Source organism: Acinetobacter sp. SAAs474 (assembly GCF_032823475.1).
Taxonomy (GTDB): domain Bacteria; phylum Pseudomonadota; class Gammaproteobacteria; order Pseudomonadales; family Moraxellaceae; genus Acinetobacter.
On sequence record NZ_CP127913.1, the window covers coordinates 41,053 to 66,277 of the forward strand.

Below are 25,225 nucleotides of genomic sequence, written 5' to 3' on the forward strand. Positions count from 1 at the left end.
TCTCAAAATTTCAAAAAGGAATTAAACAAGTTCAACCGCTATCGCTGTTGCTTCACCACCACCAATACATAATGCTGCGATTCCTTTTTTACCTCCTGTACGTTTTAAAGCATGTAGCAAAGTCACAATAATACGTGAACCAGATGAGCCTAAAGGATGTCCTAATGCACACGCACCACCGTGAATATTAACTTTTTTATCATCCAAGTTAAAACCATCAATTGCTGCCATCGTAACCATGGCAAAAGCTTCATTAATTTCCCAAAGATCAACTTCTTCAGCAGACCAGCCCGCCTTTTGCAATACTTTTTCTATGGCACCAATCGGTGCAATGGTAAACTCAGATGGATGCTGTGAATGCGATGCATAGGCCACAATATTTGCCAGTGGTACTAAGCCACGTTGTTGTGCAATTGCTGTAGAAGTAATTAATAGTGCTGATGCACCATCAGAAATTGAGCTGGCATTGGCTGCGGTAATGGTGCCATCTTTTTTAAATGCTGGACGTAACGTTGGAATTTTTTCTGGTTTAGCACTTAGAGGTTGCTCATCAGTATCGACCGTCACCTCGCCTCGACGTGTTGTCATCGATATAGGAACAATTTCTGCTTTAAAACAACCTTGCTCAATTGCACTCACTGCTCGTCTTAATGATTCAATGGCAAAAGCATCTTGCTGTTCACGACTATAGGCTTTTTTATCAGCCATTTCTTGTGCCAAAATTCCCATAGATAATCCGGTATCTGCATCTTCCAAACCTTCTTGGAACATATGATCGACCAGTTTGCCATGTCCCATACGATAGCCAGCACGGGCTTTTTCTAAAAGGTAAGGTGCATTCGACATCGATTCCATCCCACCTGCGACAATAATTTCTGCAGAACCCGCTTTAATCGCATCTGCAGCTTGCATCACTGCTTTCATTCCAGAACCACAAATTTTATTGATTGTAGTTGCTGCGGTTGAATCAGGTAATCCCGCTTGACGCATTGCCTGACGCGCAGGGCCTTGTTTTAAACCTGCTGGTAATACACAGCCCATAATGACTTCATCAATATCTGTCGGTTGTAATTTAGCACGTTCAACAACAGCTTGAATTGCTGCAGCACCTAAATCAGGTGCACGGCAAGAAGAAAGTGAACCTTGGAAACCACCCATGGCAGTACGAACAGCATCAATAATTACGATCATTTTTATAGCATCCTATTTTATGTGTTATAGACCCTAAGCATATTTATTATCACTTAGGGTTGTTCCATTTATGTTAACAATTCAATATGTAAATTAAGCTTGAGCAGTAAAATACGCTTCAGATAATTGCATTACTGATTGTGCACCGGTATAAATACGTTGTTTACGTGCAGCTAAATCTGCCAATACTTTGTTGATAAAATATTGTCCTAAAATCAATTTATTTTGAAAGAATGGTTCAGGTTTTGACTGCGCTGCTTGGCTAATTCGAGCAAACATATAGCTAAAGCTAAGTAAACCAACAGCATGTAAATAATCAACAGCAACGGCACTACTTAAGTTTGCATCTTGCTTTGCCTGCTCAATAATAAATTGAGTTAACGCTTCAAGTTCATCACATACCATTAATGTAGTTGCTTTAATCGTTAAACTATCCGATAAAGTATTTACAAATTCACGAATTTCTTCAAGATATTCTGCAATAAAAGCACCTTGACACTTAATGGTTTTTCGACCAATTAAATCTATTGCCTGTACCCCATTTGTCCCTTCATAAATTTGTGCAATACGTAAATCTCGAATACATTGTTCCATTCCCCATTCACGAATATAACCATGACCACCAAAACACATCTGTGCATCTAAAGTCGCTTGTAGAGCGGTATCGGTAAGATAGGCTTTAGCAATTGGTGTAAGTAATGCAACACGGTTATTCGCTTTACGGACAAGCTCTGCATCTGTGGCATATTTTGTAATATCCAGTTGCTGTCCCACATAAACGGCAAATGCACGTGATGCTTCGTTATTGGCACGAACATTCAGTAACATACGACGTACATCTGCATGAACTAAAATTGAATCAGCAGGCTTTTCTGGCGATTCTGCACCAGTCGCTGCACGACCTTGCAAACGATCTGTCGCATATTGAGCTGCGTTTTGATAAGCATACTCAGATGCACCAATACCTTGAATCCCCATCGATAAACGTTCATAGTTCATCATTACAAACATACCAGCCAAGCCTTCATTTTCTTGACCGACCATATAACCTTTTGCAGCATCAAAATTCATTACGCAAGTTGCAGAGCCTTTAATTCCCATTTTATGTTCAATAGAACCTGCATAAACCGTATTTCGTTCCCCTAAAGAACCATCATCATTTACCAAAAATTTCGGTACGATAAAGAGTGAAATACCACGTGAACCTGCTGGTGCATTTGGTGTTTTAGCCAAAACCAGATGAATAATATTTTCAGATAAATCATGTTCACCACTCGTGATGAAGATTTTTGTTCCAGTAATATTAAATGATCCATCGGCATTTGGTTCAGCTTTGGTTTTAATGATTCCTAAATCGGTACCTGCCTGTGGTTCAGTTAAACACATGGTTCCTGACCATTCACCAGTATACATTTTAGGTAAGTAAGTTTCTTTTTGCTGTTGAGATGCACGATCATTGAGTGCCATGCCTGCACCAACAGTTAACAAAGGATATAGCATGAATGAAGGATTGGTACTCCAAATCATTTCATCTGCAAGAACAGTCAGCATTTTTGGCATGCCTTGACCACCCCATTCCTCATTTGCACCTAAGCCAATCCATCCACCTTCAGCAAATTGACGAAATGCCTCTTTAAATCCTGCTGGTGTTGTGACTGTACCTTGATGAAATTCTGCACCACCAGACTCATCTGCACTACGATTTAAATCAAGAATCACATTCTTTGCGAACTTAGCCATTTCTTCTAAAATTGCATTTGCCGTTGCCATATCAAGATGTGCAAGATCCTGATTGCCTTGCCAGAATGTTTCTGCTTGAAAAACATCATTAAGGATAAATTCCATATCTTTAAGTGGTGCATTATAAATTGGCATGGTGTTTTCCTTTCCTTTCTTTGTCACATCAGGTGAGCAAAGTGTTTTTAACTAAGATATATGGGCATAAGACAAAATTGATTTGTTTTACACCATTAAGATTAAATTCTTTCAATCAATGCTGATTCGATAACGACCTATCTTAAATTTTCCAACATCATCTAAAATATGGTTTTACACGATAGAACTGCTTAAAAACAGCATAACTATATTGAATATTTTTAGACTTTAAGAGAGATAATGACGTTGATATAGACATAATAAAACCTAATATCAGATGGGTTGAAGCAGTAGATAAAGAACAGTCGTTTTCAAATTTCACTCAGCAGATTTTTGTTGTTCGAACGTAAAAACAATACATTTAAAATTTTAAAATTGGAATTTTATTTCCCATTATTGACCTCTTCAGTTCAACTTTCTTGACAAATTATGTTTCACATGAATACAGAATATACTTAACACGATCTAAAAATGCTGTTTAGTTATGACTGTTTCGGTGTATAGTCAATATGATTGTGGAATAGGATAAACTTAATTCTCGACGATATTCGTCATTAGGTTTTTCCGATGTTTATGGAACAAAAACTATGAGTTCAATACGCCAACAAAATTTTCTATTGCGCAAAGAGCAAATTTTATCAATGGCTGAAATTTTATTACTCGATAATAATCAAGATATTACTTTAGGAGAATTGGCCAGTGAACTCGATATTGCAAAGGGAACAATCTACAAACATTTTAAAAGTAAAAACCAATTATATTTAGAATTGATTATTGTCAATGAAAAGCGGCTATTAGAAATTTCTAAAAAATATAATAATGATATTAAAACCTACGTATCACAATATATGCTCTATAATATGCTCAATTCAAACCGAACGATTTTGCTGCATGTTATTGAAGAACGTTTAACCAACAATGAGCGGAAGCTTAAAGAAATTTTCGAAGAACTCTATAAAATTAGAGAAGAACGTATTATTGAAATTAGAGATATGACCAGTGAATATTTAAAATCACTCGATAGTGCAATGTCAATTAGAGATTACTTATCTTATATCTGGACCGTAACTTATGGTGCATCCTTATTACTCAATTCAACCCATTATCAGAAATCAATTGGATCACGCGAAAGATTAATAAAATTATATATAAATCAAGCCTTAATGACTCCAGATAAAATTACCACTGTCGAAAAACTTTAGTCTGTTCGTTATTATTGATCTGATTAATGATGAAACAATCATAGCTTATCGAGCTTTCTTTAAAAACCAATGATGATTACACTTAGGATAAACTCAACGCTATAGACTGTAATAATGTCATTGATCAGCATAATGGCTGCTTTAAGCAGCCATTAATTTTTTGTCTACATACTTTGAGAATATGAATAGCAGCATTAAGCACTCGACATAAACCCCACGGTCACTACTTTGACTAGGATCACTTATCGTTTTAAGTTCAATTGAATAATCAACATTTAATCGGTGAAAAAACTAAAAAATAGCTAAATAAAAAATAATTTAATTTTTTTATTCCATAAAGATGCATTACTCTAACATCAAGACAATTATAATTTTTTATTATAGAATAGTTTAAATAAAATCGCTTGGTATGCAAATAAAATGAAACCAATAAATCAAAATTTATCTATTAATTTAGATTTGATAAAAAATAGTGAATTACTCTATTTTTTTAAACCATATATGTGGAAAAAAACCAGTTATCACTTTTTTTGTGAGGAAAGTATCGCAGAGCACACTGTCAACCGGTTAGAAATTATCAATAACCATACAGAAACAGATGCTGGTGTAGACGATATTGAGCAAAATATTGAAGAGAAGAGTAGCAATCTTTCACCACAACCACTTGATGAGGTACTCAATAGCTATAAAAATATTGTCAAAAAATATAAATAAAATCATGGTTTAATATATAAATTACTTCACATATTTAACCCACTTTTGTATTCACTTAAGTGGATTTTTGGAAAATCATATCTATTGTGTGTTTTTATATTGTTCTATTGCAATTTGCTTGATCTCAAAGATTAAAATGATATTTAGCCATATTATTATAAAAATAGATTCTTTATAGCCGTAAAATTTTGTTGTTTAAACAATCAATTACGGCTCAATAAATAAAAATATATCAGTCACTTAATCAAAGCAATAAAATTACATATTAAAAACTTTATCTAATTGACTATAAATAGATTTTTTATATAACTCCAAGCGACGTTTAATGATCGCACCAAAGTATTGTTGATCCATATCGACTTCACTAAAGATAAATTTTTTCTTATTCATCAATTCTAAGTCATAGAGTAATGGAGATGATTGCAAATCATTTAATTTAACTTCACCAATAATATTGGAGAGTACCTTAAAATTTTCATCCTGATGAAAATCTTGGTCTAATGCACCATGAAATTCATTTTGCCAAATAATAAACTTATTATTTGGAAAAAGTCTTGCTAACTTTAATAACTCTTTATAACAATCATGGAAATCGATATTACCAGCAAGCGGTACATGGAAATATATTTCTCGATTATTTTCTTTAAAGAGATTTAAAATATCACTCCCTTTAATATAATTAATAAAATTGATATGTGTACTTGCGCCACTATCAATTAAAAAACAACAATCATTTAATAAAATCGTTTCAAATAGAGGATCAAAATAAGCACGAGAGTCTAAATTGCCATTAATCATTTTAAGCTCTAGTTTTTGTGCATTTAATCCCTTAAATGACACTAGCCCATCATTGAGTGGATCTGCATCAAAAGAGAAAACATTCATATGTTCACGTAAGTATTGGATCAGTAATCTCGAAATAAATGATTTTCCTACCCCACCTTTTGCCTGCGTAACAATATGAATTGAAGTTTTAGATAAACTCATAAATGACCTTTAAAATATAAGTAATTATTTATACATATTAGTAAGTTTCTGATATGTGTCCAAGATTTTTTTAACATTTAATTCTTTATCTGTATTTAAATGATCAGATTTTTCAGTTTTATCTTCTTTTAACACTTGATCTTTAAGATTTTTAGAATCTAAATCGGATATTTTTTCTTCATTGGATAATTTAGTCAAGTCAATAGCCACATCTTTTTGACGGACAAATGCGACTTGCTCAACACAATTTGTGGGTTGAATTAAATTTTTTTCATGACGATCAGCGTCCTGAATAATATCCGATGACGATTGAGCATTCGAAAAATTTAAATCTATCGGTCTAATTAACAAATGTTCATAATCTTCTTCATTAGTTTGCCCTTGAGATGAGTTAAATGTATCTTGTGATTTCATTGATGTCGCAAAAGCAATTTTAAACGCTGATTCAGGTATCACAGATAAATGATCATTTGCTAAAGAAGTCGTCAAGAGATCTGAATCAGTTGATTTCATTTGATGATTTAACACTGATGATACTTGAGGTAATTTTTTTTCAATAGCGAGCGTTTCATTTTCAAGTTGTTGTGATAAAGATATACATGGTTTTAAACTCATAGTTGATGCAATGTTATCTACTACAGATGACGTTATAGATTTTTGTGTTGCCGTCATAATATTTTTTATATCATGATCTACTTCGGAAGATTCAGCTAAATCTTCCGCTATCATGCTTTGTTGTTGAAGCTCTATGGGCGTAGATTTAATAAGGTCTATAGATACTGGCTTATTATCTGAATAAGACTCTGTAACAGGTGATGCTATGGTGTTAACTGATTCTAGAGGCTGTTTACTCGCTGATTCGACTAAATCGATAGATGTTCCCAGATGATCTGGATCAGACTCTGTAACAGGCGATACTATGGCGTTAACTGATTCTAGAGGCTGTTCATTCGCTGATTCGACTAAATCGATAGATGTTACCAGATGATCTGTATCAGACTCTGTAACAGGCGATACTATGGCGTTAACTGATTCTAGAGGCTGTTCATTCGCTGATTCGACTAAATCGATAGATGTTACTAGATGATCTGGATCAGACTCTGTAACAGGCGATACTATGGCGTTAACTGATTCTAGAGGCTGTTCATTCGCTGATTCGACTAAATCGATAGATGTTACCAGATGATCTGGATAAGACTCTGTAACAGGTGATGCTATGGTGTTAATTGATTCTAGAGGCTGTTCACTCGCTGATTCGACTAAATCGATAGATGTTCTAGGATGATCTGGATAAGACTCTGTGATAGGTACCACAATATAATTTTCGGTTTCCACAACTGTATCTTTTTGTGCTATAAATCTTCCAGCGACTGAGTCTTGTAATTTCGCTTTCGTATGTTGCACAGAAAAATGTGCTATACGCGGTATTTGATGATCAATTCTGATGATTTTTTTAGATAAATCATTAAGTATAATATTATTTTCCATCTGTAATGGTGGTATCTGAGCTTTTAATGAACTATCCAGATGATCTGTCTTTAGCCCATTCTCAAGCTGATTAAATAAAAATGCTTGTACCGCATCATGGTAGTAATTTTTCATATCAAATGGACCATCGAGAATCACGATATTAGAATCACTTATCGCTAAAGTGGAAGTTTCTTTCATCGTACTGGGTGTTTTTTGTGATGATGTGGCTAAAGTACTCTGATTTATATATAAAATTTTTTTAATGATAATAATTTGAGCGATAATACAAATAATAAGCAATATTGCAATTAAAATTGCCAAATATATATATATATTTAATTTAGAATCAAAGCTCACGACTTATCTCATTCATAAAGTAAAGAATCAATATCGAATAGTCCCTTAGAACTGTAAAATATGAAATTTATAAGATGATCATTTAAATATATTTCATCATCAAAACAAAGTTAAAATTGATGAAACGTCAGTAGAACCTATTAAGGTTTCTTAGAAATAACATCAGCGTATTATAAATGTAGCTAAAATATATTTATACATATATATCGTTAAAATGATGAAAATGTAGCAAGTTGCTACAATTTTATTTATATTAGTAGCATTAAAATGAGGTTTATTTATGACAAATAAGTCAACTAAAATTCTTGCAGTAGCAAATCATAAAGGTGGATGTGGTAAAACCACTACTGTCGTTCATTTAGCCTCAGAACTGGCAGCATTAGATTATAAAGTATTAGTCATAGACTTAGATCCTCAAGCCAATGCAAGTTTACATATCGGTTTACAGCATCCTAGCGAAATGGAAACAACCTCTGCTGAATTATTAATCGGTGATTTAAATCTTTTATCTGAGGCACTACAAGAAGAAACCAATTTCAAAAATGTTTCACTCATTTATGGATCACTGAATCTTGGTAAAACTGAAGATAAACTTAAAGATGAATCACCAAGGCCTTCTGAAGAGTTAGATCGTCAATTAGCATTATTAGAAGGATTGTACGATTTTATTTTAATTGATTGTCCGCCCAGTTTAAAAATCTTAACCAGTAATGCTTTAGCTGCAGCGACTCATGTTATTATTCCAATTGAGTCAGGGTCTCAGTATGGTTTATATGGTGTGACTGATTTAATTAATCATTTAACTAAAATTCGCAGAATTAATCCAGAAATAGTACTGTTAGGAGCCTTATTAATTAAGCATGATGAACGTCAAAATGTGTGTAAGTTAATTAGAGAAGAAGCATTAAATCAAGTAGGTTCTTTATTAACAACAACCATTCCATTAAGCACTAAAGTGAATCAAGCTGCAATTTTACAACAACCATTAAATGTTGTAGACAAAAATGCTAAAGTTCGTAAAGCATTTCAAGAGTTAGCCAAAGAGATTGTTAGTCGCGTTGAATAAAGTAGGTAGAATATAATATGGCAAGTACCAAAGAATTGTTAGCACAACGTCTTCAGCAAAATACCCAAAAACATCAACAAGCTCAAAAAGAGCATATGAGTGATATCAAAGAATTACGTCGTAATGTACAAATCATTGATATTCAACCAAGCCCAAATCAACCTCGAAAAATATTTAATCAACAAGATATTGAAGATTTAGCAATATCAATTGAAGAAATAGGCTTATTACAGCCTATTGCTGTTAGACGTATTCAGGATAAATATGAACTGATTGCAGGTGAGCGACGCTTAAAAGCACACCAGTTCCTCAAAAAAAATACCATTGAGGTGATCATTATTGATGCTTCAGATGAGGATGTAGCACTATTAACGTTAGCAGAAAACTTAAAACGAGAAGACTTAACAGACTATGAAATTTATATTGGACTGAGTTCTCTAGATGAAAAATTAAAAAAGAACAAACAGAAACTTGCTAAATCATTGGGTATGAATCGCGAAGATATGTATAAATATCTATCATTTAGCAAATTACCTCCTGAATTAATTCGTGACCTCGAAATACAGCCTGCATTGCTATCTCGTACAGCAGCAACGGCAGTCAAAAAATTTCTTTCTGATCATCAAAGTAATTACAGTCATGCTAAAAAAGCACTGTTAATCGCATGGAAAAGACTATTAAGCAAAGAAGTGGAACAGACTAAATTAGCACTGATGGCTGAGAAAATTTTAAGGGCAGAAGAGACACAACAACCTATAAAAAATTTAATAATACATCCTATTGAATATAAGAATAAGGTAACAGGCCATATTAAATTTGATCATAATCTATTAAAGGTTTCGTTAAAAATAGATGAATTTAGTGATCAAGACTTATATGAACTTGATCAAGTTTTAAAAAAAATATTACATAAAAAGTAATGATATCAACATCTTCACCAGCTTAAAATATGGTAATTGCCACTACTCAATCTTTTCTCAAATTAAGCGTAAAACCCCCTCTTTAAAGGCATAGGTATCTACACATCATTGTATGGATACCCCAAAGCAATTTCAGCCATACTTTTTAAGTCATCTATTGAATATTCTGATAGCAATTGAAGAGTATTCAATAAGATCGAGAGTCCTGCCAATATTGCAGGTGCACTTTCTCGTCGACCTCGCTTTTGTTGTCTTCCTGATATCCTCGTTAAAAATACTCTAACTTTCGTATTTTGCTCATCATTATTACGTTGAATTCGCCATGTTAAAACACAGGCCATACAGGAAATAAGTAGACGTCTTAAGATGGCTTGTGGTGTTGTTTGTAGCCATGATTCAACATCATAACCTGCCTGTTTTAACAGTTTAAAGAAGCTTTCAATGTTCCAACGCCAATAATACCACTGAGCAAGTTCAAACATTTTTATTTCACTAGGCACATTGCTCAATAATGTCCAGCGCGCAAGTGTTTTTCCATCGATGTCTCGAACTTCTGCAATGATCAAACGTACATCTAAAGGAATACCTTTTTGAGGTGGTATTCTTTTACCGTTTGTATCTATTTTTTTAGGTTTAGCATTTCTTGTAATCTTAATTTCAGCTTCACCCACATATAGCTGTTCTGTTCGTCCTTTATAGTTAACTTTTTGTGCTGAACTTAATACCATCTGATCTGAAACTTCACGAACTTTATAGTTTTTCCCTTGATATTCAACTAAATGACCTTCTTTTCCTCGAATAAGATATAAATAATCCTGTTGTTGCATAAACCGAAGATGAGCAACTGAATCACCTTGATGATCGATTATGTGGACAAGTTTTTTCCCTAACATCTGAGATTCAATATGCTCAATTTGTTCCATTAATGAATCTAAATGTTTTTCTTTAGAATTATAATGCTCTGAAAAGGTGGAATAGCAACCTTTAGCATCTGTAAGTGTTTGCGCTATAGGTGCTATGGGCATACCATCTTCAGCATTGATCAATAAACTGCTTTGTAATTCATAACTTAAGTCATGAGCATGTGTTCTTTCAAATCGATTCTCTTTATGATTATGTTTTACATATTGTAGTTGTGACCAATTATGAGCAACCAAAGCAAAGGCATGATTTGATCGTTTGAGTTCATTGATCGCCAAAGACTCAATCGGCTGATTAAGTTGCTTAAAAGAAACACGCTCATTATTCAGAAATCGCCATGTTGCTTGGGTTGTAGCAAAGCTAGTTTTCTGAGCAGATGCAATATCTTTTATTGCTGGCGCTAAAGATGCGAGTGGGTTCATATTCAGTTTTACGAGATTCTCGTATCGTCTTCCTAAACGAGTGTATTAACCCCCAATTAAAACGGACACTCAAAATTAAGATCTAGGCATAGAACTAGAGTTAAGGAGTGTCTTATGGAACGTATTGAAGTTATTACATCGGCTCAACGTCGTAGACGTTATACAGGTCAACAAAAAGCACAGTTTGTTGCTATGACCATGCAACCTGGATCATCCGTTTCTTCTGTTGCTAGACAGTATGGTATTGCCCCAAGTTTACTGTTTAAATGGAAGAAACTTATGCAAGATGGTGGAGTAACTGCCGTGGAAGCCAATGATCAAGTCGTCAGTGTTTCAAACTACAATGCACTATTAAAAAAGTAAAACAGCTTGAGCAAATGCTTGGTCGAAAGACCGTCGAAGCAGAAATTCTCAAAGATGCTTTAGAGATTGCTCAGATAAAAAAGTACATATCGCATATGCCCTTATTACCACCAGATGATACCCGACACACAAATAGCGCTGACACTCGGTGTAGCGAGATCGAATCGTTATCGTCGCTTAAAGCAGCCTAAACCGACCTCTCGTTCGAGATATAACAAAATGGAGTGCACTCTATTGCTTATAATTCGAGACATCTGTGACCAACACCCTAGTAATGGCTATAGAAGTGTTACCGCATCATGAAACAGAATGATTTACTTCTCACTCGACCTAAACGACTTCAAAATAATCGTACACATGAGGGCAAAGTCATTGTTTCGGAGTCAAATAAAAGGTGGAGTTCAGATGGCTTTGAAATCAAATGTTGGAATGGTGAAAAAGTAAGGGTTGTCTTCAGTTTAGACTGCTGTGATCGAGAAGTTATGAGTTATGCAGCAACAACAGGATGTTACGCAGTAGCCATTTTAAAACTGGAAATTTCAGAATAGGCTGCTTTCAAAGATTTTAGATAAAGCTTCGCTTTCAAAGCAAAATGATTCATTTGATGATTAAGTTTTAATTGTTCAAGTTTCAATACACTACAAATTGATAAAAACAAATGATTACTTTAAGTTCTAACCTTTCTGGTAGGTGATTTTGCTATGCTCGCATAGACTTCAGTGATTTATGATAAACCTCAATATTCCATCGTTTTTGATAAATACGGATAATATCATTTCCATCTAGGGATAAATCACTGCATACTAAATCTAATGAACCTATACTTCCGTCTTTGTTTGTAAAAACTTGCCGACAAATCAGGACTTCATGCAAATATCCTTTTAGCTAACCATGTACAAATTCACCATCTTTTAATGCAAGGTCTCTTACTTTATGGAAATAACCATCTCTTCTATCTTTTGCACTCAATGCAACAAGATAATTACTCTTTAATGCACCTATAAAGTGATGTCTTTTCTTACGAATCAGTTCAAAAGTTTCTTTAGAACTAAACCATGAGTCAAACAGAACATATTTAAACTTCACTGAACTAACAAGCATCTGCAAGAACATTTGATGTAGCATTTCATTCTTTGTAATCAAACTTTCTCATTTAATTTGCTTTGTTTTTAAATCACAGTAACACACTGGTTTTTCAATAATTTCAAAGCTTAAAGGTAATGAAATACTGTTGTGATGATAAATTAAATTGAGGAGGATAATGCCTTTAACAGATCTACCTGTACTATGGTCAAAATGATAACAAATAATGTCATTTTCATCCGTCCATTGTTTTTCGATAATGGTGTCATCAAAAATTAAAACACCCTCATCGGCTTAAACTTGTCTGAGAGTAGGTTTAACAAGTTTCCATAAATCTTTACTGGTGAATGTTTGATTTGATAAAAAGCGAGTGATTTGATCGTGACTCACGCCACTATCAAGCATCCGTGATAATTGTTTAGCTGTTATTTATTAAGTTGAACAAATCAAAAATCAGTATAGAAGTCTAACAAATCTTTATTCATGTCATGAATTATAGGACTTTTTGAATCTAGTGCGTAACATCAGTTAATTAAATATTATATATTGTTTGATTTATGTAAATATTGTTACTTTTATTAAACTAATAAAATAAATAAATATAAATATTGCTCGTTTATTAACCATAATAAACAACGAGATAAGATAAATAGTTTTTAAATAACTACAAACAGATTGTTAAGAATAAATTAACAATTGATAACGTAAAGGAATTTTCAAATCTGTATTTTTAAATAAGCAAATGTTTACCATTTGTAAATGTTTACTATTTGTAAATATTTACCATTTGTTAAAATTTAATCTATTAAAGGAAATAAAATATGATTAATAAATCAATTAAAAACAATAATATAGATAGTGTAATTAACAATATTATTGTTAATTTAAGCGAAGATAAAATTATTGAATGGACTGAGCAAGGTGCTTTGGGTGTTACTCCTCATCTAGCTTATTGCCCAAACTATATTATTCAACCTCCAGTCATTCCTCTACGTATGATTGCTTACGAGGATATGACTTCTGAAAAAGTAATTTAGCTCGATATAAGAGTTAGGTAATTATCATATTACCTAACTCTTTTAATCTAAGGATAGGAGATAGCAAATGTTGATTCAAACTAGCTTTCAGGAACAAATGGAAAATATTATCTGTTTAGTTACGAGAAAATATCCAGATAATATCAAAAAAATTACAAATAGTTCAGAATTAAAAGAACTGTACTATTCATACCTCGAAACGCTTCAAAAAAGAAAAATAGAAGATAACGATGATGGATTAATTCTTACATCATTCGATAAAGCTTTTAGAATTTCTAAAGACTTCAACGGTGGATCCGGTGTTTTAGATGATTTTGATCAAAAAAACAATATCACATTAAAACCTATTGAAAATATTGAAGAAAAAAAAGAGCAGTTGAAAGAAGCATTAACTTTTTTAGCTGAAGTACATGATGAATATTATTCTTTACTTAATTTTATGATTACTAATATTTTCTTATTTCCATCTGAAGTTGCTGCAGGAGGTTCTTCATCAACAGCGGTTGGTACAATATGGGCAAATTTAAAAGAAAAATTATCTACTAAAGATGTAGCAGAATTTTTTATTCATGAACTTACGCATAACTGTATTTTTATAGACGAACATAGATATGGTCATTACGATTATCATATTATTTCGGATGAGTCTACATGGGCAACATCTGCGGTATTGCTTACAAATAGACCTTTAGATAAAGTGTTACATAGTATTATAGTTTCTATGGAAATTATCTTATTTAGAGAAAAAGTGATCGGTCATCCACAACAACCCAAGATCCATCCTCCAACTGAAATTTTATTAAATCAAATAAAACAATCAATTAACTCAATAAAAACAGTGGGAAAAAAATTTCCTAAGGCTTTATCTCAAAGATCATACGATCTATTAGAAAATGTTGAATCGAATTTAAAAAAAATAACTTAATAAAAATGGTAAGGTATTATGGAAAAATATAAAATTTTTTTTGGAACCAAATTTTCTATTATATCACTAATCTTAGTTTTACTTCACCAATCCGTAATTGCCTTATCAGTTATTTTTCTAACTAACGTAATTAATGATTTTCAAAATCATGTTAGTTTTTCAAAAAATTTATTATTATATTTATTTTGTATGATTTTTCCATATTTTCCCGGATTAATTTCATTTGTTTTTTTACAAAAATGGGTTAATTATTCTCATCAAGAATATTTAAATTATGTATATAAAAATAACTCATTAAGTCCATTTGACTTAAAGAGAAAAGTCCAAAGTGAAAGAATAGGATCACTAATATCGAGAAACTCCTTCAGTATAGTAACTTCAACTTTATTTTTCCTACATGATTTTTTAACACTATTTCTAAATAGCTTTTTAAGTCTTATTATATTTTTTATAATTTTACCTAAAGAAATTTTTATTGGTTATTTTTTAAGTTTTATTATTAGTTTTATATTAATAATAATGACAAGGAAAATTATTGAAAAAATAAATTATGATGTTGAGTTTAATATGATAGAGTACGGAAATTTTCTTAATAAATTCCCAGATAACTATGCAATACAAAATAGTATAAACAAAAACACATGGTTTAAAAAATCAAAAAAATATGGAGAATCTTACTATAATTCAACGCTAAAAGCACAATTAACAAGACAATCCATTAGCTTAGTATTAGCAATGATAGCTATACTTCCTACTAGCTATTTAATTTTTATCACACTAACATCTAATGAAATTAAATCAGCTGTTATGGCTGCTATAATAGTAAATATTACAAGAATTTATGCAGTCTTAAGCTCTCTAAATTCTGTCTTAAGCTCTTTCATTGAAATACCATCAATAATAGGTAGATTGAAAATTTTATTTGATTTAAATGAAACTAATATAATTGATAAAAACTCATTAATTAAAAATATAAAAATCAATGATGAGTTACTCAAAAATAACGATGATAGATTCAATTACTTAATAAGTCAAACACTCGGAAGATTCACTATTAGAGGAGGAAATGGATCAGGTAAAAGTACATTCCTTCATGAACTAAAAGATAAAATTGGTGATGATGCAATATTAGTACCAACTAATTTAAATAATCTATTATGGTCTGAGGATTTAGATTTAGAAAAACTATCAACAGGTCAAAAAATAAATAAAATAATAAATTTAGTTAAAAATAATAATATTAAATATTTACTACTAGATGAATGGGATGCCAATCTAGATAAAAATAAGAAAATTGAAATTAATAACTTATTAGATTCTTTAAGTTTAAATAAAGTGATAGTGGAAGTACGACACTAGATAAAGACAAACATTACTTATTTTTTATTTGAGTTATTTAAGAATGTAATTAACCCTAATCTTGTTTAAGCCAATAATTCAAATTAGAGAATCATTAGCTTAAACAAGATTAGGGTTATTAACTAATAAACCTTTAGAGCTAAGCGCCATGGTAATACCCCCATTATTAATTGAAGTTAAAAATAAAAGCTCTAAGCATTTATTATTGTTTAAAATGAGGCTGTCTCGTGTCTAGGATACTGGGAGCAGTCCACTCTGGTGCATTATCGGAACGAATACGTTTGGGTTTTCCATGCCATATAATCAATTGATCTAAATCTCTAAGTACACGTTGTGCAGGTAAAAAGAAGTCAACAGCGATCTCTAAAGACTCACGATTATAATCATCAATGATGTTGTGAACACGATAACTACGCCCATCACTGAGTTGATCATACATTAAGTGTTTGCAACAACAGTCGTTTCAAGTATATCTATTTGATACTTATGCTTCTTGCGCTGCTTAGAAACAAGTCCTTATTTATGGATCAATTTCGGTATCCAATAGCATCTAATTTAGTCTTCAGTTTTATTAAACTATGACAGACTTATAAAAGTATGTCGTAGTATTAAGATAATGAAAAATAAATGTAATATTAATGTTTTATATAATTTAAAAAGTCTTTTAATTTATATAGAGTTTTCTGCTAAACTTTGTATTTATTATTAAAAAATTTATAAAATCAATTAAAAGATAGCAAAATATCAGTATAAGTTTTGATTTTCATAGTAATTTGAACTATCTAACAGTGAATATTGAGTATGTTGAATGTGGTTTAAATATATCTCACAACATATTAGCGCTAAAATATGGGTTTGTATGTGAAAAAAGGATATTGTAAGGGTTATCAGAGCAAGCTAAAGGCAAGTAAAGTTTGTTAGTAAGTCAGCTAAATACTGTTACTTTTATAATCCATCGCTTGAATTCTTTGAAAATAGTTAGGGTATTGCTATCTGAAAATAATTTATCATCAAACTTTGTGATTTTGAATCTAAACAAGATTAAATATTAGCCAATCGCTTTAAATTACCACCAAATCGCGTTAAATTAATTTTAGCATAATGATGCATGATCCCCTATTCCTATCTTGAAACGTGTCTAATTCGCGCTTTAAATGCGAATAATGGGTATAGATTGATAAATCAGTACTTATCTAGTCTTGACAATCCAATTGAATGGGACTCTTTCGATCTAAAATTTAATCAGCTTCAAAATCGTACTTTAAATCTATTCAAATTTAAAAAAATAAAAATTAAATTTAGCTAGCTAATTATAATTAGTATTAATTAATATACTTAGTTAATTATAATTAGACGTTTTTTTTTAATTTAAAATCAGTGTTTTAGGCTTTTAAAAGTGGAAGGCTTGTCACTGAAAAGTGGAAGGCTTGTCACCGAAAAGTGGAAGGTTTGTCACTGAAAAGTGGAAGGCTTGTCACCGAAAAGTGGAAGGCTTGTCACCGAAAAGTGGAAGGTTTGTCACTATGGTGGAAGATTTGTCACGGCTTTAAAAAAAATAGCGAATATATGAATAAAAAATATTAAAAAACAATATATTATACTGTTGATAACTTGTGTTTTTTTGATTTAAAGGTGGAAACTTTGTCATTTATGCTTGCTTGCATTGTGGATAACTTTTTTTTCAAATTATTTATCTTAATATTTCATTTATTTATCACAGTAACTGCAACAAAAGTGGAAGCTTTGTCACTTTAATGGTGAATTTTTTATTATACTTTCCACTATATTCAGTTATTTAGTCGAATTTTTTTATTTTTAAATATTATAAAAAGAAAGTAATCTTATTAAAAGTGGAAGCTTTGTCACTTTAAGGTGAATTTAATTATTTTATTCCACTTTTTCTATTGAAACGTATTTTAAATCTACAACTAAAGTGACATATCTTCCACTATTAAGTTTTTTGAATTGTTTTATATACAGAAAATAATTTTATGAGCATAGTGAATTGTTTGCATAGTTTTCCACTTTTGTGTATAACATAAAGAAAAGCATTTATATTTTTATGTATGACGACTCTTAATCAAAAACAAGAAACAGAATATTTACCATATTGTATTGGCAATATTCGACATAATGGTGTGGTAAGTACGAGCAATCGTCTGATTAGACCAATTGAATTATCATCTAATGAATATAAGGCCTTACTTTATGCAATGGCTGTTGCTAACTATGGGGAGAAAAATAATCAAGATCGAGAGATTACTGAACAAACTTATATTTATTTACATAAAAATGACTTAGGTGAGCTATTGGGTTTAGATAAAAAAAACTCAATCAATGTCGCAATTGATCGTATATATAAAGAATTGTCTTCTCGTGTTGCTCATTTTATTATTGAGGAACCCGTTGCTGAAAATAAACGAAAAGTTAAAAAAGTACACTCCGTTGTACCCATTATTCGTGAGTTACGTTGGGAAGATGATGCCAAGAATGCATTACAAATTCGATTTACGAGTGAAGTCTTGCCTTATTTTACCCGTTTAGCCAGTGGTAATTTTACCACTTATCAGTTAAAAGACTTATTTGCTTTGGACTCTGTCACCAGTATGAGTTTATATTCTTATTTTATTAAAAATGAGTTTAAATATTCAAATCAAGAGCAATATGAAGTTGAACTTTCACTGGAAAATATTAAAGCATTAATTGATATTGGCGAGAAAAAATATGATCGTTGGATTGATTTTAAACGCTATGTTTTAGATAAAATTATTGATGAAATTAACACAAAAACTAGTCTTAAATTAGAATATGATGCCATTAAAAAAGGTCGACCTGTTGTTGGGGTTAGATTTAAAATGATTAATCAACATGTACAGCCTTTTTTATCTCAAGATCAAGAAAAAATTAAAATTTATTTAGATGTTGATTTTGAGGATAATGCAGTAGTAAAAGAGCTTGGTGCTAAATTCGATTTAACAGTGCGTTCTTGGTATATTTACAATACTGATCCGCATTATAAACAATTTAGTAAATGGTTTAAAAAAGAGGGATGTTTAACTGACTCACAAGCAAATGTGATTGTGAATGATATTATTTTTCAAATGGATTTTGCTGTAGCTGGAATATCGATGTCAGAATTTAAAAAAGAAATGAAATATAAACTTAAAAATAATCCAAACTTTGTTCAGGAAAATAAAATGCGTCTTAATGAAATATTTGGTAAAGATATTATAATCTGATGTGTGAATAATAGATATCTTTCATAAATCAAAAAATAGTCATCTTTTGACTAATATTTAGTCTCTAATTTTCTGAGTATTCGTACATAATTTGTAGATGAAATACATCGACTCAAAAAAGCTTTCTGAAACACAGTTTAAGCGCTATACAGGCATCTCGTGGTCAACTTTTGATTTAATGGTTGAGCAATTAAAGAAGCAAACTCCTTCCAAAGGCAGGCCACCCAAATTAAGCATAGAGGATCAGATTCTCTTATGCCTAAGCTATTGGCGTGAATACCGAACCTTATTTCATGTTGCTACAAGTTACGGAGTTTCAGAGCCCACAGCTTCAAGAATTATGCGTCATGTAGAGGATTGCCTCATCAAGTCTAATCTATTTAATTTACCGAAGCATTTGCCAGAAGGTGAAGGCATAGACTGGAATGTGGTAATCGTAGATGCTACAGAAATTCCAATACAACGGCCTAAAAAAACAGAAAAAAAGCTATAGCGGTAAGAAGAAGGCACATACTTTCAAAGTTCAAGCGATCATTCATTATAGAACTCAGCAAATTCTGAGTTTATGTACAAGCCGAGGTGCTGTGCATGATTTCGAATTATTCAAACGTAACTTGCATCAGATTCCTGTAGGTGGCTTTATTCTCGCAGATAAGGGCTATCAAGGACTTTATGCCGTGTATCCGAATAGTCTATTGCCATTAAAAGCAAAAAAGCGTTGCACATTAGATCCTGAGCTGAAAATTTATAACCAAGAAATAAACAAGAGGAGAATCAGCATTGAGCATATATTTGGTCGTTTGAAAACCTTTAAAATTCTTGCTGAGCGATATCGTAACCGAGGAAAAAGACTGGGTTTAAGATTTAATTTAATTGCTGTAATTTATAATATGGAACTGAGCAGAAAATGACTTATGAAAGAACTCTAATAATGGGAGTATGACCATAGCAACGAATCTTGAGTCAGAATCTAAGTTCAATTATGACGGATTAGCTACTTAAGCAGAGGCTGAGAATAAGCGTATTTCTGTAGCAAAACATATTAAAAATAGTCACCTAAAAGAAGCTTTTGGAGTAAATTCTTTAAACCCTATGGTTAGGGTAAAAAAAAAGCCACAACGGAGGGGTATTGTTGTGGCTGAAAACTCTTTGCCTTATGCGAAAGAGTTGGGGTTTGTTCGATAGTTTTATAATGCCGAAGCAGCATGAATAGAGAATGAAGATAAGGTATTAAAAAACTTATTTTTTATAAGGATATTGTCAAAACTTATTGAAAATTATCATGCTTGCCTCAATTAAAACTTAATAATATCGTAAAATATTGCTCAGATAATCATCGTGGAACATGAAAAATCATATAAAACAATAGTTATTGAATGATAGTACCACTTTTATATAATTAAGATATTGAAAAATAAGATGAAATATTAATGTTCCGTATAAGGTGTATTATGTTAATTTTAGAAAAAATAAATAAATTGGATATCTAACATATGTATGATTATTGATCTTCTACTCCTGAATTTATAAATGAAAAAAATAAAGAATTTATTTTTGTTTGCAATCATGCTTTAGAAGCAGATGAACAAGTAACTATGAGCATCCAATATAATCTTTCGAGAGTTAAATTTACTCGATCACAATTACCATCACACATTTCTAATTGTCGAATTATTTATGATATTAGAGGACAATTGATAGATGTCCATATACAGGAAAAAATAGTTAGTCAATTAAGCCTAGTCGCATCTGTGGAGTTTAAAGAATAATGGGGTTACAAGTCATAATCCGTTGCGAGAGCGAAAATGAGATCATTGAATCTTTGAAAGGTGTCATTGATTCTTGTGAAGGCTTCTTTATAGATAAAAATTTATTTGGCTTATCAATTCCAACAAATATTCTTGATTTTGTTGGTGAGGATAATATTTGGGCTGCCCTTAAAAATTTTGATGTATATGCCCTCTGGGCAGGAAACTGGCATTACAAAAAGCCCTCCATTTAACATAATGGTGCTTATACGAAATTCAGTGTCTCAGGCCAAAAAAACAAAGTTAATACCTTGCATAAATGTATCTTTTGGGATACATTTTACTTATGTACTCAATATATACCACAGAAGTCTTTGATGATTGGTTTACCAAGTTAAAAGACCAACAGGCAAAAAGATGCATACAAGTCCGAATTGATCGGGTTGAAGATGGGAACTTTGGAGATACTGAACCTGTGGGTGAGGGTGTATCTGAATTACGTTTCTTCTTTGGACCTGGCTATAGGATTTATTACTGCAAACAAGGGCAAAGGGTTGTTATTCTTTTAGCAGGCGGAGATAAGTCTACGCAAAGTAAAGATATAAAACTTGCCCTGCAATTGGCACAAGATTTAGATGAGGAGCTATAAATGGCTATTAAACTTCGCAAATGGGACAGTGCTGAGCATCTAAAAACAGAAGAAGATATGCAGGCTTACTTAGAAGCATGTATCGAAGAATCTAATGGTGATGCCGCATTCATTGCTAAAGCTTTAGGTAACATTGCTAAAGCTAAAGGAATGGCTCAATTATCACGAGATACAGGTCTAGGCCGAGAAAGTCTTTACAAAGCACTTTCTGGTGATGTTAATCCTAGTTTTGATACTGTGATTAAAGTTGTCAAAGCACTGAATTTACGCTTAGCAATTTAAAAAAATTACTAAAAAATGGAGCTTTAGGCTCCATTTTTTAATTTCGTATAAGGTGTATTATGTGAATTTTAGGAAAATTAAGAAATGGCTTCTAAAAATTGATTGATATAAACACTAACTTTTTTAGCATATTCTTCAGCCAAATTATGCTTACCATTACTAATAATTTTTAAGGTAGAACCTTTTAATTTAGTATTTAGATATGTTCCTACCGCTACTGGGCTAATAGGATCAGCATCTCCCCAAATTAGCAAAGTCGGAATATTAATTTTTTCTAAATACTCATCGTAATTTACATTTGTTGTCATAAACCATTCAGGATATCTTGGATACTGTTCTTGGTATTCAGTTCTCCAGTCTTGAACATTGAAGGGAGTTAAATCAACTCCTCCTGATGTTGCTATTAAAACAAGACCTTTGATTAGACTAGCGTCGGTAAATGCCTTATTAACAGCAAAAATGCCCCCCATTGATTGGGCAATTAGAATAGATTCTGAATTAATTTTTCCTGTAACGTATTTTTCTAAATCACTAAAATTCTTTAAGCTATTATCCTCCTCAATATTTCCGAAACCAGGATAGCCAATAATTTGCTTTTCATACTTTTCTGGTAAAAACTCAATCAAAGGTTTCCAAAAATCAAGGTTTCCAGATGCACCAGGTAAAAATACTATTTTTTCCATCTTTTCATAGTCTTAAAAATTTTAATCGCTAAAACACTATCTTGTATAGCTTTATTAGTCTAGGGCGTGTCCTCATTTGAAGAATAATATTTAAACGCTGTATTAGCCCCTATAAAAACGGACATTTAACTTGCTAATTTTAGCGAACGAAATTCCCGAGGGGATTTCATTTTTAACCCACTATGTGGATGATTGCAATTATAGTCTTCAATCCAGATAGATAAATATCTCATGACAGTTTCTGCATCTGGTACATCACTTAAATACATATAGTCCCGCTTAAAGGTTTTCACAAACGCCTCAGCCATACCATTACTTTGTGGGCTGCGAATTGGTGTTGTGCAGACATGGAAACCTAATGACTGTGCAAACATACGTGTGGATTGTGCAATGTAACAACTACCGTTATCTGTCAGCCATTCAACCCTTTGTGGTAGATGAAATACTGTACCAAACCGTACTGATGCCTGCTGTTGTTGCTGCATAACTCATAATTTCTCGATCACAGCAGTCTAAACTGAAGACAACCCTTACTTTTTCACCATTCCAACATTTGATTTCAAAGCCATCCGAACTCCATCTTTTATTTGACTCAGAAACAATGACTTTGCCCTCATGTGTACGATCATTCTGAAGTCGTTTAGGTCGAGTGAGCAGTAAATCATTCTGTTTCATGATGCGGTAAATACGCTTATGATTCACTTGTTTTAATGACATCGTATTTGCCTTTAAGTGACGGTTAAGATGTGCGGTAACACGTCTATAGCCATTACTGGGGCGTTGGTCACAGATGTCACGAATCATAGGCAATAGAATACGATCCTCCATTTTGTTATATCTCGAACGAGAGGTCGGATTTGGCTGCTTTAAGCGACGATAAAGGTTCGATCTCGCCACACCAAGTGTCAGCGCTATTTGTTGTATTGGGTATCGTCTGGTGGTAATAAGGGCATATGCGATATGTACTTTTTTGTCTGAGCAATCTCTAAAGCATCTTTGAGAATTTCTGCTTCGACGGTCTTTCGACCAAGCATTTGTTCAAGCTGTTTTACTTTTTTTAATAGTGCATTGTAGTCTGAAACACTGACGACTTGATCATTGGCTTCCACGGCAATTACTCCACCATCTTGCATAAGTTTCTTCCATTTAAACAGTAAACTTGGGGCAATACCATACTGTCTAGCAACAGAAGAAACGGATGATCCAGGTTGCATGGTCATAGCAACAAACTGTGCTTTTTGTTGACCTGTATAACGTCTACGACGTTGAGCCGATGTAATAACTTCAATACGTTCCATAAGACACTCCTTAACTCTAGTTCTATGCCTAGATCTTAATTTTGAGTGTCCGTTTTAATTGGGGGTTAATACAGACATTCAGCAATCCAGCCATCATCGTAGTTGGGTATGTGTTTTTGTGCTCTTTCATATAAGCGTATCTCACTGACTTTCTTTGGCAAAGTACGCTGCCGCTTTTTTTAGAAACTCTCTCCATTTCGGCAGTTTTGAGTTGTTGTTTAAGTTTCTTATTTTCTTCGAGTAAAGCAACGAGATCGGGCTAATATTGTTGTGTACCAGCCAATGTGCCTGCTTTTGCTTTCTTGTACCAATTTGATAAAGTTTGCATGGAAATACCGAGTTGCCGTGCTGTTTCGGAAACATTACCTTTGTTTTCTTCAATGGCTTTTATTGCTTCAGCTTTAAATTCTGCCGTATAAGTCTTTTGTTTTTTGCTCATGGTAAACTCCTAATGAGTATCTATAGTTTACTAAGTTAAAGTCTCCGTTTTTATCAGCACACATCAGTTTGAATAAAAATTATCTTTAATAAAAGGTTGGTAATTATGATGTTTTTGAAAAGTTTGCCAAATAGATATTCTTACTTTTTAAAAAAAGAGACAAATCTTTATGATTGGTTTATTAGTTCAATTATATATAAAAATTCTAAGGAAGTTGCTTTAAAGCAAATAGAAAATGCATTGGGAATTTTAATAAGTGAGAATGATAGTTTGAGAATTAGATTTAGTTTTGAAAATGGAGAATTAAATGAATTTATAGAAGAAAGCTTTATTGTTAATAATTATTTTGATGTTAATTATATTGATGGGATTGAAATAAAGGATGTGAAAGAAAATTTTGAGAAAAGAGTTGAGGCTTATAAAAGAGAAATGCAAGAATATTCTGAGTTATTTAAATTATTTGTTTTAATTGATGGGAGAGGTGGAATGTATTTGTACTTTTTAATTCATCATTTAACATGTGATTTACGATCTTACATAATTATTAAAAATAGATTTTTTGAATTAATAGATAGCCAGACTATTGTAGATAAAGTGCTATATAATAAATACGTGGAGAATATTTTTAATTACTGGGGAAAGGAAAAAATTTTAAAGATAATATTTATGATTTTTGGATAAAATATTATTCAGAAAAATTTGATAGTTTAGGTGTTTTTGATAAAGGTTGCTTATTAGAGAAATATTCAGAAAATATTGAAATAAAAATTTCTGGAGATTTAAATGATTCTATTAATAGGCTAAATAGTAGAGATTTACCAATACTAATTTTACTTTCATATTCTAACGCGCTGAATATATGGTCAAATGGTCGTTGTATAAAAAAACAAATTTGCCTTGTACATCATGGGCGAGAATATTTTGATAATGAAATATCAGGTGCAAATCTTGTTGGTTGGTTAAGTCAAATATTTCCATTTTCATTAAATAATAAT

The 25,225-nt window shown here is 32.0% G+C and carries 22 protein-coding genes and 4 pseudogenes; 16 read left to right on the forward strand and 10 right to left on the reverse strand.

All coding sequences use genetic code 11. The features are described from left to right. Nucleotides 1-21: 21 nt before the first annotated feature. Entirely contained in the window at nt 22-1,197 is a 1,176-nt protein-coding gene (locus QSG86_RS00570) for a thiolase family protein (RefSeq protein WP_317032849.1), read from the reverse strand. Between the two features lie 87 nt (nt 1,198-1,284). Beyond that, entirely contained in the window at nt 1,285-3,066 is a 1,782-nt protein-coding gene (locus QSG86_RS00575) for an acyl-CoA dehydrogenase C-terminal domain-containing protein (protein ID WP_317032825.1), read from the reverse strand. Between the two features lie 587 nt (nt 3,067-3,653). Between QSG86_RS00575 and QSG86_RS00580 the strand changes: the two genes are divergently transcribed. Together QSG86_RS00580 and QSG86_RS00585 are read left to right on the forward strand one after the other, a co-directional pair. Beyond that, nucleotides 3,654-4,268 carry a TetR/AcrR family transcriptional regulator gene (locus QSG86_RS00580; RefSeq protein ID WP_317032824.1) on the forward strand — a complete coding sequence of 205 codons (615 nt, stop codon included), beginning with the start codon at nt 3,654-3,656 and terminating at the stop codon, nt 4,266-4,268. Between the two features lie 420 nt (nt 4,269-4,688). After that, nucleotides 4,689-4,982, forward strand: a complete 294-nt coding sequence (locus QSG86_RS00585; protein WP_317032823.1) for a hypothetical protein — start codon at nt 4,689-4,691, stop codon at nt 4,980-4,982. Between the two features lie 258 nt (nt 4,983-5,240). On the opposite strand, the gene QSG86_RS00590 is transcribed toward QSG86_RS00585, so the two are convergent. Both QSG86_RS00590 and QSG86_RS00595 read right to left on the reverse strand, forming a co-directional pair. After that, nucleotides 5,241-5,969, reverse strand: a complete 729-nt coding sequence (locus QSG86_RS00590; protein WP_317032822.1) for a hypothetical protein — start codon at nt 5,967-5,969, stop codon at nt 5,241-5,243. Nucleotides 5,970-5,993: 24 nt separating this feature from the next. Then, a complete protein-coding gene (locus QSG86_RS00595) occupies nt 5,994-7,796 on the reverse strand; it encodes a hypothetical protein (protein WP_317032821.1) in 1,803 nt (600 codons plus the stop codon). 280 nt (nt 7,797-8,076) lie between these two features. Between QSG86_RS00595 and QSG86_RS00600 the strand changes: the two genes are divergently transcribed. Then, nucleotides 8,077-8,862, forward strand: coding sequence for a ParA family protein (locus QSG86_RS00600; RefSeq protein WP_317032820.1), 786 nt, complete (start codon nt 8,077-8,079; stop codon nt 8,860-8,862). A 17-nt stretch (nt 8,863-8,879) separates the two neighbouring features. Beyond that, the gene (locus tag QSG86_RS00605; RefSeq protein WP_317032819.1) at nt 8,880-9,782 is read left to right on the forward strand and encodes a ParB/RepB/Spo0J family partition protein; all 903 of its coding nucleotides are present in this window, start codon (nt 8,880-8,882) and stop codon (nt 9,780-9,782) included. 98 nt (nt 9,783-9,880) lie between these two features. Here QSG86_RS00605 and QSG86_RS00610 read toward each other — a convergent pair whose 3' ends face one another. Continuing rightward, nucleotides 9,881-11,125: a transposase gene (locus tag QSG86_RS00610; RefSeq protein WP_317032818.1), complete on the reverse strand. Its 1,245-nt coding sequence runs from the start codon at nt 11,123-11,125 to the stop codon at nt 9,881-9,883. 114 nt (nt 11,126-11,239) lie between these two features. On the opposite strand from QSG86_RS00610, the gene QSG86_RS00615 reads away from it, so the two are divergent. Further along, entirely contained in the window at nt 11,240-11,488 is a 249-nt protein-coding gene (locus QSG86_RS00615) for a transposase (protein WP_317032817.1), read from the forward strand. A 299-nt stretch (nt 11,489-11,787) separates the two neighbouring features. After that, nucleotides 11,788-12,036 carry a hypothetical protein gene (locus tag QSG86_RS00620; protein ID WP_317032816.1) on the forward strand — a complete coding sequence of 83 codons (249 nt, stop codon included), beginning with the start codon at nt 11,788-11,790 and terminating at the stop codon, nt 12,034-12,036. Here QSG86_RS00620 and QSG86_RS16625 read toward each other — a convergent pair. Further along, nucleotides 11,997-13,000 (reverse strand): annotated as a pseudogene (locus tag QSG86_RS16625) (transposase). The gene QSG86_RS00620 and the pseudogene QSG86_RS16625 sit on opposite strands and share 40 nt — an antisense overlap. A gap of 392 nt (nt 13,001-13,392) precedes the next feature. Here QSG86_RS16625 and QSG86_RS00630 point away from each other — a divergent pair. The 3 genes from QSG86_RS00630 (at nt 13,393) to QSG86_RS00640 (ending at nt 15,892) form a co-directional block, all read left to right on the forward strand. Beyond that, the gene (locus tag QSG86_RS00630; RefSeq protein ID WP_317032814.1) at nt 13,393-13,608 is read left to right on the forward strand and encodes a hypothetical protein; all 216 of its coding nucleotides are present in this window, start codon (nt 13,393-13,395) and stop codon (nt 13,606-13,608) included. 67 nt (nt 13,609-13,675) lie between these two features. Continuing rightward, complete coding sequence (locus tag QSG86_RS00635; RefSeq protein ID WP_317032813.1) at nt 13,676-14,533, forward strand: aKG-HExxH-type peptide beta-hydroxylase; 858 nt, start codon at nt 13,676-13,678, stop codon at nt 14,531-14,533. Nucleotides 14,534-14,551: 18 nt separating this feature from the next. Then, nucleotides 14,552-15,892: an ATP-binding protein gene (locus QSG86_RS00640; protein ID WP_317032812.1), complete on the forward strand. Its 1,341-nt coding sequence runs from the start codon at nt 14,552-14,554 to the stop codon at nt 15,890-15,892. Nucleotides 15,893-16,142: 250 nt separating this feature from the next. On the opposite strand, the pseudogene QSG86_RS00645 reads toward QSG86_RS00640, so the two are convergent. Then, a pseudogene (locus QSG86_RS00645) lies at nt 16,143-16,331 on the reverse strand (IS3 family transposase); the annotation flags it as partial. Between the two features lie 1,627 nt (nt 16,332-17,958). On the opposite strand from QSG86_RS00645, the gene QSG86_RS00650 reads away from it, so the two are divergent. The 6 genes from QSG86_RS00650 to QSG86_RS00675 all read left to right on the forward strand — a co-directional run bounded on the left by QSG86_RS00650 (nt 17,959) and on the right by QSG86_RS00675 (nt 21,810). Next, a complete protein-coding gene (locus QSG86_RS00650) occupies nt 17,959-19,131 on the forward strand; it encodes a RepB family plasmid replication initiator protein (RefSeq protein WP_317032811.1) in 1,173 nt (390 codons plus the stop codon). Nucleotides 19,132-19,228: 97 nt separating this feature from the next. Then, on the forward strand, nt 19,229-19,624 hold the full coding sequence (locus tag QSG86_RS00655; RefSeq protein ID WP_317032810.1) for a transposase family protein: 396 nt from the start codon (nt 19,229-19,231) through the stop codon (nt 19,622-19,624). Beyond that, on the forward strand, nt 19,572-20,042 hold the full coding sequence (locus tag QSG86_RS00660; protein WP_317032809.1) for a transposase family protein: 471 nt from the start codon (nt 19,572-19,574) through the stop codon (nt 20,040-20,042). The genes QSG86_RS00655 and QSG86_RS00660 overlap by 53 nt, the downstream gene beginning before the upstream one ends. 857 nt (nt 20,043-20,899) lie before the next feature. Beyond that, nucleotides 20,900-21,133 (forward strand): hypothetical protein, encoded by a 234-nt coding sequence (locus QSG86_RS00665; RefSeq protein WP_317032808.1) that lies wholly within the window; start codon nt 20,900-20,902, stop codon nt 21,131-21,133. Nucleotides 21,134-21,225: 92 nt separating this feature from the next. Next, a complete protein-coding gene (locus QSG86_RS00670; RefSeq protein ID WP_317032807.1) occupies nt 21,226-21,528 on the forward strand; it encodes a type II toxin-antitoxin system RelE/ParE family toxin in 303 nt (100 codons plus the stop codon). Continuing rightward, nucleotides 21,529-21,810 carry an addiction module antidote protein gene (locus tag QSG86_RS00675; RefSeq protein ID WP_317032806.1) on the forward strand — a complete coding sequence of 94 codons (282 nt, stop codon included), beginning with the start codon at nt 21,529-21,531 and terminating at the stop codon, nt 21,808-21,810. It begins immediately after the preceding gene. A 77-nt stretch (nt 21,811-21,887) separates the two neighbouring features. Here QSG86_RS00675 and QSG86_RS00680 read toward each other — a convergent pair whose 3' ends face one another. The 3 genes and pseudogenes from QSG86_RS00680 to QSG86_RS00690 form a co-directional block, all read right to left on the reverse strand. Further along, nucleotides 21,888-22,493: an alpha/beta hydrolase gene (locus QSG86_RS00680; RefSeq protein WP_317032805.1), complete on the reverse strand. Its 606-nt coding sequence runs from the start codon at nt 22,491-22,493 to the stop codon at nt 21,888-21,890. 125 nt (nt 22,494-22,618) lie between these two features. Beyond that, nucleotides 22,619-23,791: pseudogene (locus QSG86_RS00685) on the reverse strand (IS3 family transposase). A 64-nt stretch (nt 23,792-23,855) separates the two neighbouring features. After that, nucleotides 23,856-24,230, reverse strand: a pseudogene (locus QSG86_RS00690) (transposase); the annotation flags it as partial. 105 nt (nt 24,231-24,335) lie between these two features. On the opposite strand from QSG86_RS00690, the gene QSG86_RS00695 reads away from it, so the two are divergent. Next, a complete protein-coding gene (locus tag QSG86_RS00695; protein ID WP_317033342.1) occupies nt 24,336-24,911 on the forward strand; it encodes a condensation domain-containing protein in 576 nt (191 codons plus the stop codon). Nucleotides 24,912-25,225: the final 314 nt, after the last annotated feature.